This is a genomic window from Shimia sp. SK013 (assembly GCF_001292625.1).
Classification (GTDB): domain Bacteria; phylum Pseudomonadota; class Alphaproteobacteria; order Rhodobacterales; family Rhodobacteraceae; genus Shimia.
This window is the reverse complement of sequence record NZ_LAJH01000007.1, coordinates 42,134-55,834: the sequence shown is the minus strand read 5'-3', so window position 1 is coordinate 55,834 and position 13,701 is coordinate 42,134. Positions and strand designations below refer to the sequence as shown.

Annotated in this window: 11 protein-coding genes; 10 read left to right on the top strand and 1 reads right to left on the bottom strand. The window is 59.0% G+C overall.

Annotated features, from left to right (window positions below):
* Nucleotides 1-67: 67 nt before the first annotated feature.
* From SHIM_RS02165 to SHIM_RS02120, 10 genes are all read left to right on the top strand, one after another.
* Nucleotides 68-751: an adenylate kinase gene (locus tag SHIM_RS02165; RefSeq protein WP_054000994.1), complete on the top strand. Its 684-nt coding sequence runs from the start codon at nucleotides 68-70 to the stop codon at nucleotides 749-751.
* 66 nt (nucleotides 752-817) lie between these two features.
* The gene (locus SHIM_RS02160; RefSeq protein WP_054000993.1) at nucleotides 818-1,078 is read left to right on the top strand and encodes a DUF4212 domain-containing protein; all 261 of its coding nucleotides are present in this window, start codon (nucleotides 818-820) and stop codon (nucleotides 1,076-1,078) included.
* A 15-nt stretch (nucleotides 1,079-1,093) separates the two neighbouring features.
* A complete protein-coding gene (locus SHIM_RS02155) occupies nucleotides 1,094-2,878 on the top strand; it encodes a sodium:solute symporter family protein (protein WP_054000992.1) in 1,785 nt (594 codons plus the stop codon).
* Nucleotides 2,879-2,989: 111 nt separating this feature from the next.
* On the top strand, nucleotides 2,990-4,819 hold the full coding sequence (locus SHIM_RS02150; protein ID WP_054000991.1) for a DUF294 nucleotidyltransferase-like domain-containing protein: 1,830 nt from the start codon (nucleotides 2,990-2,992) through the stop codon (nucleotides 4,817-4,819).
* A 15-nt stretch (nucleotides 4,820-4,834) separates the two neighbouring features.
* A complete protein-coding gene (locus SHIM_RS02145) occupies nucleotides 4,835-5,353 on the top strand; it encodes a hypothetical protein (RefSeq protein ID WP_054000990.1) in 519 nt (172 codons plus the stop codon).
* A gap of 1 nt (nucleotide 5,354) precedes the next feature.
* Entirely contained in the window at nucleotides 5,355-6,764 is a 1,410-nt protein-coding gene (locus SHIM_RS02140; protein ID WP_054000989.1) for a 3'-5' exonuclease, read from the top strand.
* Between the two features lie 126 nt (nucleotides 6,765-6,890).
* Nucleotides 6,891-7,397, top strand: coding sequence for a flavin reductase family protein (locus SHIM_RS02135; RefSeq protein WP_054000995.1), 507 nt, complete (start codon nucleotides 6,891-6,893; stop codon nucleotides 7,395-7,397).
* Between the two features lie 149 nt (nucleotides 7,398-7,546).
* Nucleotides 7,547-8,488: a bifunctional enoyl-CoA hydratase/phosphate acetyltransferase gene (locus SHIM_RS02130; protein ID WP_241488767.1), complete on the top strand. Its 942-nt coding sequence runs from the start codon at nucleotides 7,547-7,549 to the stop codon at nucleotides 8,486-8,488.
* Nucleotides 8,485-9,648, top strand: a complete 1,164-nt coding sequence (locus SHIM_RS02125; protein WP_054000987.1) for an acetate/propionate family kinase — start codon at nucleotides 8,485-8,487, stop codon at nucleotides 9,646-9,648. The genes SHIM_RS02130 and SHIM_RS02125 overlap by 4 nt, the downstream gene beginning before the upstream one ends.
* 78 nt (nucleotides 9,649-9,726) lie before the next feature.
* Nucleotides 9,727-10,359: a MarC family protein gene (locus SHIM_RS02120; protein WP_054000986.1), complete on the top strand. Its 633-nt coding sequence runs from the start codon at nucleotides 9,727-9,729 to the stop codon at nucleotides 10,357-10,359.
* 67 nt (nucleotides 10,360-10,426) lie between these two features.
* On the opposite strand, the gene SHIM_RS02115 is transcribed toward SHIM_RS02120, so the two are convergent.
* Nucleotides 10,427-13,639, bottom strand: coding sequence for a 2Fe-2S iron-sulfur cluster-binding protein (locus tag SHIM_RS02115; RefSeq protein WP_054000985.1), 3,213 nt, complete (start codon nucleotides 13,637-13,639; stop codon nucleotides 10,427-10,429).
* Nucleotides 13,640-13,701 lie beyond the last annotated feature (62 nt).

Sequence of the window (13,701 nt, the reverse complement as noted above, 5' to 3'; positions counted from 1 at the left end):
GTCAACACTCGCAGACCCCTCCGTCGTCGAAGACCTCATCGATAATAGAATGAACCGGAGCTGAGCCATGCTGGATAAAACCAACACGCCTGCCCCCGTTCTGATCTTGCTTGGCCCTCCCGGGGCCGGCAAAGGCACTCAGGCCCGTATGCTGGAAACCCAGTTCGGCCTCGTGCAGCTCTCCACCGGAGACCTGTTGCGCGCCGCAGTGGCTGCAGGCACGGACGCTGGCAAACAGGCCAAAGCGGTGATGGAAGCCGGTGACTTGGTGTCTGACGACATCGTCATCGCCATCCTTCGCGACCGTCTGGGCGAGGCCGACTGTGCCAAAGGCGTCATCCTTGATGGGTTCCCACGCACCACGGTTCAGGCCGAAGCGCTGGATACGCTGTTGTCCGAAACCGGTCAGCGCATCAACGCCGCCATCAGCCTTGAGGTTGACGACAGAGCAATGGTGACCCGCATATCAGGCCGCTACACCTGTGGTGGCTGCGGCGAAGGCTATCACGACAGCTTCAAAAAGCCCGCCAAATCCGGTGTCTGCGACACCTGCGGCGGCGGCGACTTCAAACGCCGCGCGGATGACAACGCCGAAACCGTTGCGTCGCGCCTAGACGCTTATCACGCACAGACCGCGCCTTTGATTGCCTACTACGACGGCAAGGGCGCGTTGCAATCGGTTGATGCCATGGGCGACATCGGCGCGATTGCCAAAGAACTTGGGGCCCTCGTCGCATTGGCGACGGCCTAGAGGGAATGCGGGGGCGCAAATCGGCGCCCCTGTGGAGGAAACGGAAACGAGAGGGAGGAGACATCCATGTCTGACAACTCATCCAACAGCGCATATTGGTCCGCCAATGTTCGCATCATCCTGATCAGCCTCGTCATCTGGGCGCTGGTCTCTTTCGGGTTTGGCATTCTGCTGCGCCCGATGCTGTCCGGCATTGCCGTCGGTGGCACTGACCTTGGCTTCTGGTTTGCCCAGCAAGGCTCCATTCTTGTCTTTCTTGGCCTGATCTTTTTCTACGCCTGGAAGATGAACAAACTCGACGCCGAACACGGCGTTGAAGAAGAATAAGGGACCAGAGGGACAATGAGCCAATTTGCAATCAACCTGATGTTTGTGGGCGCGTCTTTTGCGCTCTACATCGGCATCGCGATTTGGGCCCGTGCCGGGTCCACGTCTGAATTTTATGCTGCGGGTCGCGGCATTCACCCGGTCACCAACGGTATGGCGACAGCGGCTGACTGGATGTCAGCGGCATCGTTCATCTCGATGGCTGGCCTCATCGCCTTTACCGGCTATGACAACTCTTCCTTCCTGATGGGCTGGACCGGTGGCTACGTGCTGCTGGCGCTGCTGCTTGCGCCTTATCTGCGCAAATTCGGCAAGTTCACCGTGTCGGAATTCATCGGCGACCGCTTCTACAGCCAGACCGCCCGCATCGTTGCGGTGATTTGTCTGATCGTGGCCTCCACCACCTACGTGATCGGTCAGATGACCGGCGTGGGCGTGGCCTTTGGCCGTTTCCTAGAAGTGTCCAACACGACGGGTCTCTTGATCGGTGCCTGTGTGGTGTTTGCCTATGCTGTGTTTGGCGGCATGAAAGGTGTGACCTACACGCAGGTGGCGCAGTATGTCGTCCTGATCATGGCCTACACCATTCCAGCGATCTTCATCTCACTACAACTGACCGGCAACCCGATCCCTGCACTGGGTCTGTTTGGCGATCACGTGGCTTCCGGTGAGCCTCTCTTGCAAAAGCTTGACGCCATCGTGGGCGAGCTGGGCTTTAACGAGTACACCGCCCACCACGCGGACACGCTGAACATGGTTCTGTTCACCTTGTCGCTGATGATCGGTACCGCCGGTCTTCCTCACGTCATCATGCGCTTCTTCACCGTTCCCAAAGTGTCTGACGCACGTTGGTCGGCCGGTTGGGCGCTGGTGTTCATCGCGCTGCTGTATCTGACAGCTCCGGCTGTGGGTGCCATGGCGCGTCTGAACATCACCGACATGATGTGGCCCAACGGAACCAGCGGCGACGCTGTGTCGGTTGAGCAGATCGAAAACGAACCCCGTTACGACTGGATGGCCACATGGCAGAAAACCGGCCTGCTGGACTGGGAAGACAAAAACGGCGACGGCAAGATTCAGTATTACAACGACAAGAATGCTGACATGCAGGCGATGGCCGCGGAAAAAGGCTGGGAAGGCAACGAGCTGACCAAGTTCAACCGTGACATCCTTGTTCTGGCCAACCCGGAAATCGCCAACCTGCCGTCTTGGGTGATTGGTCTGGTGGCTGCAGGCGGTCTTGCCGCTGCGCTGTCAACGGCTGCTGGCTTGCTGCTCGCGATCTCTTCGGCTGTGTCTCACGACCTGATCAAAGGCGCCATCAATCCGGGTATCTCGGAAAAAGGTGAGCTTTTGTCGGCACGGATCGCCATGGGTGTTGCCATTGCTGTGGCCACATACCTTGGTCTCAATCCTCCGGGCTTTGCGGCGCAAACCGTGGCCCTTGCCTTTGGTCTTGCTGCGGCTTCGATCTTCCCGGCTCTGATGATGGGGATCTTCTCCAAGAAGATCAACAACACCGGCGCCGTCGCAGGCATGCTCGCAGGTCTGACCGTGACCTTGGTCTATATCTTCCTGCACAAAGGCTGGCTGTTCATTCCAGACACCAACTCCTTTACCGATGCTGACCCGCTTCTGGGCACAATCAAATCGACCAGCTTTGGTGCTGTCGGTGCGGCTGTGAACTTTGGTGTCGCGTATCTGGTGGCTAGCATGACCAAGCCGATCCCGCAGGAGATCAAAGATCTTGTCGAAAGCGTGCGCGTTCCAAAAGGCGCAGGCGTCGCACAGGATCACTGATCGGTCGTCCCCTCGACCGATCGGGGCGGTATCTACTCCCCGATACCGCCCCACCTGATCCTGTCCCGTTCGACTCTGTCGAGCGGGACATTTCACTGATAGGTTCCGAGAATGCCCCTAACCAACGACCAAATCACCCGCTTCCTGCGCTCCGTGCACCCCTACGACGCGCTGCCGCCGGACGCACTGCCCCAGTTGGCCGAAGATTTTGAGGTCTGGGAAGTCGAAAAGGAATTCTCTGTCTATGACCTTGGCGAGAAACTCGCAGGTCTGTTCATCGTCTACGAAGGCGTGATCGAAGTGCGCGACGAAAACGACGTGGTCGTATCCCACCTCGGTCTGCGCAACTCCTTTGGCGAACGTGGCCTGTTGCGCGACGGCACAGCCGTCACATCGGCGCGCGCCGAGGAACATGCCTTGCTGCTCTTGCTCCCTGCTGCCAAATTCCGCGCCCTGATTGCAGATCACGAACCGGCGCGACGCTTCTTTGACCGCTCCGGCGGGGCGCGCAAAGCCAAAACCAACGATCTTGCCACCTCCCGCGTTGACAGCTTCATGGCACGCAAGCCCATCACTGTCGCGCCTACGTTCCCCGTTGGCGAGGCCGCCCGCCTGATGCGCGAGAAAGGCATCTCTTCCCTCTGCATCACACAAAACGACGCGCTGTCCGGCATCCTCACCTCTGGTGATCTGGTTGGCAAAGTGCTGGCCGAGGCCCGCCCGCTGACCACTCCCGTCTCCGAGGTGATGACATCCGCGCCGATTTCGCTGCCCCCGACCGCCATCGGCTCCGATGTGCTGCATGTGATGATGGAGCGTGGCATTGGGCATGTGCCCATCGTTGAGGCCGGCAAAATGATCGGCATCGTAACCCAAACCGACCTGACCCGTATTCAGGCGATCAGTTCCGCCGAACTTGTGGCCGAGGTCGCCAACGCCGCGACGGCCGAAGACATGGCCAAGGTCACCGCGCGCATCCCGCAATTGCTGGTGCAGCTTGTTGCCGGTGGCAACCGCCACGAAATCGTCACCCGTCTGATCACCGACATCGCCGACACCGCCACCCGTCGCCTTTTGGCGCTGGCCGAGGACACATACGGCCCACCGCCCGTGCCCTACCTTTGGTTGGCTTGCGGATCACAAGGGCGTCAGGAACAAACCGGCGTCAGCGATCAGGACAACTGCCTCATTCTGGACGACGCGGTCACAGACGACATGCGTACAGGATATTTTGCAAAACTCGCCAAGTTCGTCAGCGATGGGCTTGATGTCATCGGATATTTCTATTGTCCCGGCGACATGATGGCCACCAACACGCGTTGGTGCCAACCCCTGTCGGTCTGGAGGTCATATTTTACGAGCTGGATCGCCACGCCGAACCCAGAGGCGCAGATGCTCGCCAGCGTTATGTTCGACCTGCGTCCGATTGGCGGCACCTTTGATCTCTTTGCAGATTTGCAAAACGACACGTTCAAGGCCGCCGCCAAGAACTCGATCTTTGTCGCCCATATGACCGGCAACTCCTTGGGCCATCAACCACCCCTCGGCCTGTTGCGCGGCCTTGCCACGATCCGCTCGGGGGAGCACAAAAACCAGCTTGATCTGAAGCACAACGGCGTTGTGCCAATCGTCGACCTCGCCCGTCTTTACGCGCTGCAAGGACAACTCGCCGAGGTCAACACCCGCGCCCGTCTGACGGAGGCGCAATCCGCCAAAGTGCTCTCCGAAACCGGCGCAGCGGACCTTCTTGACGCCTACGACCTGATCGCGGAAACACGGCTTGAACATCAAGCACGCCAGATCATGGCCGGCACAAAACCCGATAATTTCCTAAGCCCCGCAGCCTTGTCCGACTTTGAACGCAGCCATTTGCGCGACGCCTTTGTCGTTGTGAAATCGCTGCAATCCGCTATCGGTCACGGCAAAGGTATTCTGAGTTAACCAAAGGACAGCCCAATGTTTCTGGAACTAGTCGCCACTTTCATCGCCGGTATCGCAGGCGCAGGGCTGATGCTGCTGATCACGCGTTTGACCGGCAACCGCCTGCCGCGCTGGTTGGTGCCGCTGGCGGCGGGCGGCGCCATGCTGACAGCCACCATTGCCTCTGAATATGGCTGGTATGGCCGCACCGCCGAGGCAATGCCCGAAGGCTTCGAGGTTGTCCAAACGGTTGAGAACAAAGCGCTCTATCGCCCGTGGACCTATGTTGCGCCCTATATCGAACGCTTTGTCGCGCTTGATACGGCCTCTGTGCAGACCAACACGGCCCTGCCCGAGCAACGTCTGGCAAACGCGTATTTCTATGGCCGTTGGGCGCCGCTCAATCGGTTGATCGTTTTGGGCGACTGCGCCCTGAACCGCCGCGCGGCGATTACCGACACCATCGACTTTTCCGCGACCGGCGCCATCGAAGGGGCCGATTGGGTCACTGTGCCAGCCGACGACCCTCTGCTAACCGCCTTATGTGAGACCTGACATGACACACCTCAGCCTGCGCCTGCGTATCCTGCTTTTCTTTGTGCTGATGGCACTTGGCGGCATGGCCATCGTGGCGCTGGCTTTGGTCGCGGGCTACCGCAGCGCCCTGACGGATGGGGTGTCATCAGGCTTCACGCTGGCTGCCGTGATCGCAGGATTTGGCCTTTTGGGTCTCGCCACCGCTGTCTGGTTCCTATTTGACGAAAACGTTGCCAAACCGATCGAAAAACTTGCCGCCACGTTGCGGGTGCGCGCCCATGCCGGCGTGGCCACGCCGCTGGACACGCATGCGGCTCGCTACCTTGGTGATCTGGCGCCGGCCGCCGATGCAGTGACCACGCAGCTCGACACCACCACGCTTGACGCCGCAGAACTGGTGGCAATTGAAACCGAGGCTCTGTCGGACGAAAAAAACCGACTGACTGCATTGCTGTCGGAAATTCCTCTCGCCATCGTGCTGATCGGCCCCGGCCACCGCATTGTGCTTTATGATGGTCAGGCCGCGACCGCGCTGGTGCAAATCGCCCCGCCGCGCCTGAACGCGTCTATTTTTGAATACTTCGACAAGGCCACGGTGCTTGCAGCCCATGACGAGCTTGTCAAAACAGACCGCGAAACCGCCTTTGAGGCCACCAGCGCCAAAGGGGAGGTCAGCTTTGCCGCCCGCCTGAAACCGCTTGGCGCTGCGCGTGGCTATATGATGCTGATTGACGAGGCGCACAGCCACCTCGCGCCTGATGCTGCCCGCCCGCTCACCTATGATTTTGATCTGCTGACCGCCTCTGGCCCGTCCGACCTGATGCAACTGCCAATGGATCGCGTGCCCTTTGTGGTCTTTGACAGCGAAACCACGGGGCTTTTGCCGCACATAGACGAGATCATTCAACTCGGCGCCGTGCGCGTTCTGCGCGGCGAGATCGTCCCGGGCGAAGAGATCAACCGCTTTGTGAACCCCGGCCGCCCCATCCCGCCCGCGTCCACCAAAGTACACCATATCACCGACGACATGGTGGCGGATGCCCCGCCCCTGCAAGCGGTCGCCACCGAGTTCAATCACTTCGCCCGCGACGCTGTGATCGTCGCCCACAACGCCCCGTTTGACATGGCCTTCCTGCACCGCCGCTCCAAAGACTTTGATCTTTCATGGAAACATCCGATCCTCGACACTGTGCTGCTTTCTGCCGTCCTGTTTGGCACCACCGAAAACCACACGCTGGACGCGCTTTGCGCGCGATTGGCCGTGACTATCCCTGATCATTTGCGCCACACCGCGCTTGGTGACGCCCAAGCCACCGCCGAGGTGCTGTGTCGGATGGTGCCAATGCTGAAATCACGCGGCTTTGACACCCTGCAAAAGGTAATCGAACAGTGCCAGAAACACGGCCGCCTGCTCGAAGATCTGAACTGACCCGCACGTCGCAGGCGCATGCACAAATCCCGCACCCGCGTGGGAATTGTGCGCACCCTCTTGCAACAGACACCATTTCCCTCCAATGCTGCCCCAAAGCGCATACAGGCAAACAGCAGGCCGTCGATGGACATCATTTCCGAGGTTTTTGAACCCACCCCCGAAAATCAACGCCCCTATCGCAACGCGTTGGGAAGCTTTTCTACGGGCGTGACCGTCATCACCACCATGACCGACACCGGCCCCGTCGGAATGACCGCCAATTCCTTTGCCTCTGTCTCACTTGAGCCACCGATGGTGCTCTGGTGCCCTGCAAAAACTTCTGACCGGCTTGAAGCCTTTGCTCCTGCACAGCACTACGCCATTCACGTGCTGCGCCATGACCAGCACGCGCTGGCGCTGGAATTTGCCCGCCGCGCCGATGCCTTTGATCTTGTCGACCGCCAAGACGGTGCCAACGGCGCGCCAATCTTTGACGATTGCCTCGCCCGTTTTGAATGCACCACCGCCGCGACCCATGACGCGGGCGATCATGTCATCATGGTCGGCAACGTGACCCACGTGCTGCTCAACACAGGTGCGCCGCTTATTTTTGCACAACGCGATTACGGCACCTTCGCGCAGGGCATTTAACGCATGTGGGGCCTTCTTCGCCCCCTTCCTTTCAGACACCCTTGCCAGATTGCCGCCACGCAGCAAAACTGCGCCCATCCCGCAAGGTTTTGCATTTCAGCAAACCAATGCGGCTATTGATCATATGACATTCAGTTGTGGAGATTCCCTTGGACCCGAACGCCCCCCACCAGAACAGCTTTGATGCCATGCTCAAGGCCACAGCACCGCTTGATCCGATCACTACGGCGATTGTGCACCCCTGTGACGCGGCCTCGCTCGAAGGCGCGCTTGCGGCGCGCGATCACACGCTGATCACCCCGATCCTTGTTGGCCCGACGGCCCGCATCAATGACGCCGCCAAAGAGGCAGGTCTGGATATCGCTGGCCTCGAGATTGTCGACACCGCCCACAGCCACGAAAGCGCCGAAACCTCGGTGCGCTTGGTGCGCGAGGGCCGCGCGCAAGCTCTGATGAAAGGCGCGCTGCACACTGACGAGGTCATGGGCGCGGTGGTCGACAAAACCACAGGCCTGCGCACCGCACGCCGCATGAGCCACGTCTTTGTTCTGGATGTGCCGGCCTACCCGAAACCGCTTTTGATCACCGACGCCGCGATCAACATCTTCCCAGACCTGATGGTCAAAGCCGACATCGTGCAAAACGCCATCGGTCTGGCCCAAGCGCTTGGCGTCGCCATCCCCAAAGTGGCGATCCTGTCGGCGCTGGAAACCATCTATCCCAAGATCCCCTCAACGCTGGAGGCCGCAGCGCTCTGTAAAATGGCGGACCGTGGCCAGATCACCGGCGGCATCCTCGAAGGCCCGCTGGCCTTTGACAACGCCATCTCAGCCGAGGCCGCCAAGACCAAAGGCGTGGTGTCCGACGTGCCGGGCGATGCAGACATTCTTGTCGCGCCCGACCTAGAGGCGGGCAATATGATCGCGAAACAGCTGATGTATCTCGCCGGTGCCGACAGCGCCGGTCTGGTGCTGGGCGCGCGCGTTCCGATCATGCTGACCAGCCGTGCAGACGGCACACTGTCCCGCTTGGTCTCCGCCGCCTTGGCGCAGCTGATGGTGCACCACAACCTTGGAAAGGCCGTGATGTGAGCGCGCAGAAACAAGACGCCTATCTCGTTCTGAACGCCGGATCGTCATCTATCAAATACGCGGTCTACGGCACCGACCTGACACAGCATCTGCACGGACAGGTCGACCGCATCGGCATCGGCCCCGCTTATCACGGCGGAGCCGCCTCAATTGATCTGCCGGTTGCGCCTGACGCCACCCACGCCGAGGTGTTGGACTGGCTGCTCAACCACATCGCAAGCCTAAGTGATGCGCTGCGTATCGTGGGCGCAGGCCACCGCGTGGTGCACGGCGGACGTGATTTTGCGGCCCCCGCCCGCGTCACAGACGACGTGATTGCCAAGCTCGAAATTTTGGCGCCGCTCGCGCCCGCACACCAACCGCACAACCTTGCAGGCATCCGCGCCGTCGCACGCCGCTGGCCCGACATTCCTCAGGTCGCCTGCTTTGACACTGCCTTTCACCGCACCCAACCACGCATCGCGCAACTCTTTGCCATCCCTCGGGAATTTTCCGACGATGGCGTGCTCCGCTACGGGTTTCACGGCCTCAGCTATCACTTTATTTCCACCCAACTGCCCCACCATCTCGACCGCCCAAATGGCCGCGTGATTGTTGCCCACCTCGGCAACGGCGCCTCAATGTGCGCCATGCAAAATATGCAATCGGTCGCGACAACCATGGGCTACACCGCGCTTGATGGTCTTGTAATGGGCCGACGCTGTGGCGAACTCGACCCCGGCGTGATCTTCCACATGCTGCGTGATCGCGGCATGTCCGTCGCCGAAATCGAGGACACTCTGGGCAGCAAGTCCGGCCTTCTGGGTGTTTCCGGCATCAGTTCGGACATGCGCGACCTTCTGAGTTCCGACAGTCCGATGGCAGCCGAAGCCGTCGACCTGTTCGCCTATCAGGCAATAAAGAAAATCGGCGCGTTGGCGGCCACTCTGGGTGGTCTGGATGCGTTGGTTTTCACCGGTGGTATTGGCGAGAACTCCGCCGCCGTGCGGGCCCGAATCCTTCAGGGCTGCGTCTGGATGGGCGCGGAAATCGACAACACTGCCAACGCCGCTGGCAACAGCCGCATCACCTGCGAAGGCAGCCGACTTGCTGCCCACGTCATCCCCACCGACGAAGAAGGCATCATTGCTGGCGAAACCCGCCGCTTGGTAACCAACTGACCGGCGTCTCTTCGCGCGTCCATTTTTTTGCCGACGGTTTTGCGTGACCTGCCCGCGCAAACATGGTCAAGTCATCACATGGATTTGCTAGACCGTTTTGTCACCCTATGGGTTGTGATCGACCCAATTGGAACTGTGCCGGTGTTTATCGCCGTAACCGCCGCTATGACCGCGCCCGAGCGGCGCAAGACAGCATTGCTCGCTGCAAGTATTGCCGCTGGGGTGTTGCTGTTCTTCCTGTTGTTTGGACAGCTTCTGATTGACGCACTGGGCATCAGCCTATTGTCGTTCCAGACCGCTGGCGGGATCATCTTGTTCATCTTCGCTTTGACGATGATTTTTGGCGAAGCAAAACAGGACGCCGACATTCACACCACCGATGCGGACGCGAACCTTGACCAACGACCGTCTCCGGCTGTCTTTCCCTTAGCGGTGCCGTCTCTGGCTTCCCCCGGTGCCATGCTGGCCATTGTGCTGCTGACCGACAACAACGAATTTGCAGCCGTTGATCAGGCGATCACAGCCGGAGTGATGCTGCTGGTAGTGCTGATTGCATATCTCTGTATGCTGGCGGCCGGTCCCATCATTCGGCTGATTGGTAACTCCGGCGCGGCAATCGTTAGCCGTGTGATGGGGATGATCCTCGCCTCTGTGGCCGCCGATCTCATCATCAGTGCTCTCCTAGAAATCGGACAAAGCGGCCTCCACTAGGCCCCAACATCACACCGATGCAATACAGCCGCGATACCGACGCAATACCGAAACCCGATTTCGGGGGCTAAAGATCGATCTCGATCACGCCACCGTCTTCTTTGGCGCGGCTCTGACACAAGATCACAGACGTCTCGCGCTGCTTGTTGGATAGCACAAAATCTCGATGCTCCACCTCGCCAGACACCAGCCCGCATTTGCAAACACCGCAGATTCCGTCGCTGCATTTGACATCGACGTGAACACCGTTCTCAAGCAGAACATCGGTCGCAATTTTATCAGCAGGAACAAGCAGTTCTCGACCGTCCTTCAACTTCATTTTGAAATCGAAATTTTCATAGTCCGGCTGTTCCGGAACGCTGAAATACTCCAGATGCCGCGCGTCTTCCGGGAAACCCTGACTCTCGGCCGCGGACATAACGCCCTCCATGAACCGGTCCGGACCGCAGGTATAGACATGCCAACCTTCCTGAAATCCGTCCAACACCTGATCCAGATCGGCCCGAGTGCCTTCATCCGAGAAGTGGAACGTAACCCTGTCAGACCACTCCATCTCTTTGAGATCATTAACATATCCGGCGCCATCCTTGCGGCTTGCGGAATAGTGCAATTCGAAATCCGCACCCAAATCATGCAGCCGGTGGGCAAAGGCAATCATTGGCGTGATGCCAATTCCTCCGCCCATCAGAAATGTTTTGGTTGCGGTTTCGTCCAGCCCGAAGTGATTGATCGGTTTGGAGACAAATACCTTGCGGCCTTCGGAAAAAATCCTGTGAAGAAAAGCACTTCCGCCCCGTCCCTCATCTTCGCGCAAGACGCCGATCTGGTATTTGGTCCGGTCCTCAGGATCGCCCGACATACTGTATTGGCGCAAGAATTCTGGCGCGACCAACACATCCAAATGCGCCCCTGCCGTCCACGGCGGCAAGTCCGCGCCATCCAAACTGCGGAATTCATATTTGCTGACATCGGATGTCATGGCCTCTACCGCACTGATTTCCACACGCACAACCGGTGCATCCGCCACCGACGGAACGCTATACTTGTGCACGACCGACATGTCTCCCTGCGCAATTCGGGACTTATACTCTTCAGCCGAAACCATTGATTCATAAGCTGAAATCCCTGCCTCCCGATCCATCGGAAACGGATATGGCCACGGATGCGGCGCAAGCGGCGCGGGATAGACCGCAAGCGTCTGGTCCTCATACTTTAGGTCCAGATCGACCTGTAAATCACGGCGGTTCAGAGGGGCTTTCGCGGGTCGGTACGCGCCGTCACCTTCAAGCTCCAGGTCCCACCACCACTTCTTGACGTCATTCAGTCCGCCGTTGCCGACAGCGTCGTCAAGTTTGGCCAAAGGCTTGGCAAGACTGGGAAAATTACTCGCGGCCCAGCGGAAAGGCGCTTCGGCAAACAGGCCTTCAAGGTTCCACGGACAGGTTTTCATGCACCGCCCGCACATCGCGCCGCCCGGTGTGGTGATACGATATGTGGCGCATTTCTGGCTGTCGGATTTCCAGATTTCATACCCGTTGAACATGCGTTTTGGGCCCGCAGTGATGGCGCCAGACGGGCATTCACGCGCGCATTTGTTGCAGCTCTCACAGAAACTTTGCAGTCCGAAATCAATGGGTTGATCGTGATCCATCGGCATGTCCGTGGTCACGGCACCAGATTTTAGGCGCGGTCCAAGGTATGGATTGAGGATCACTTCACCAATGCGGCTCACTTCGCCCAAGCCCGACAACAGCAACAACGGCGGCTGCAATACCTCACCGTCCATCACTGTATGGGCTTTGGCTTTGTAACCGACATTTCGAATTTGCTGCGCGATCACACCGCCCAACAAAGAAAAGCGCAGATACGCACGCATTGACTGCGCCACACTTATCCAGTCGTCCCCGCTGGCGCCTTCCATGGTTTCATAGCCCTGATCAACAATCATACTGATCGCCTGATCATGCGGCGGTATGATCGGCTCACCGGTCGCGTCGTGGCTGTACCATGTCCAGTCCGGGCAGCGGCTTGTGCCAACTGCATCAACGCCAAGAAAGTAGCATGCGGCTTTTACATTTGCCGCGTTACGCTCTGAATTTGTTGGTCTATTTGTCTGAGCACTCTCACCATCCTGCAACACAACAAACGCGCCAAGCGCCCGGCGTTGCGCCATACTTGGGGCGGCTTTTCGGGCGTAGTGACCCCCTTTTGCACCGTCCTGCAACGGCTTGCCCATGTCGCCGAATTGCGCGCGCGCGAACATATCAGCGCGCTTTGGCACCCTTGCAACGCGGGCTTCGTCGATAAACGTCGTCGGGGTTTCAACGCGCTTCAGTCGCTCAAACGGATGCGCGCCCTTGGCATAGTCGCGATTGCGATACGGATCGCGGTTCAGGCTGGATTTGGCAAAGCCTTTGCCCAACCACCATGCTGGCCCCTGTGTATGGAACCATGGCTGATTCGCCATAGGTGCCAAGGGTTTATCATGGGCCAATTCCATGTCGGTGGTCACCACCGCCAACCCGTAGCGTGTGCCCAACCATGGCGCCACCAATAGGCCGTCTTCTGGGCTTAGCAGTCCAGCCGCAACGCCCAGCCGACCCAGATCAACATCCGTCGAAGTTGCTGTGTGTGCCTTGGCCTTCCATCCCAGCAGACGAATGTAGTTTGCAATGACAATTGCAGTCTCCGACGCCCGCAAGCAGGCACGGTGGTCTTGTGCATCCAAGATCCAGTCACTGCCAGGCTCGCCACGCTCAGGGTCGCGCAAATGTTCAATTAGGAAAACAAGCGCATTACCTTGCCCTTCAATGCCGGAGGGCGGCGCCTGCATGCTGTCCTTGAGATCCGCCATAATAAGATCAATACCGGAGGCCAAAGTCTTGGTTTGACGTGTTTTTAGCGCCTCAGATAGTCGATCAATTTCCGGGTTACGGCGCGACTCTGACAGGATGGCTTCCACTGGCACAGGCCCGACACCGACCATAGATGTGTCGTTGAAATAGCCAAAGGCCTTCATATGGTTTGCACGTTCTTGTGGATCCGCAGGCACTTCGGACTGTTCGCTGTTTACAAAACCGTCGCGCAAGGCGTCCATCATCGCCTGGAACTCTCCCATCGCATTCACAATGCTTTCGGGCTGTTCAGGGCGGGCGAAACTCAACGCCGTGTCAAGCGGCACCTGCGCAAAATCAGGGAGCGACCCGCGCGCCAGACGCTCAAGCGGATATGGTCCCAAATGCACAGGCCGCGCTTTGTCTGAAAAAAACTTGATCCCCATCGCTGGCGCTCCCTCTCGCTTTGGTCCGGCCCAAACTGCACGGCATGTCGGCGGCTGGCAAG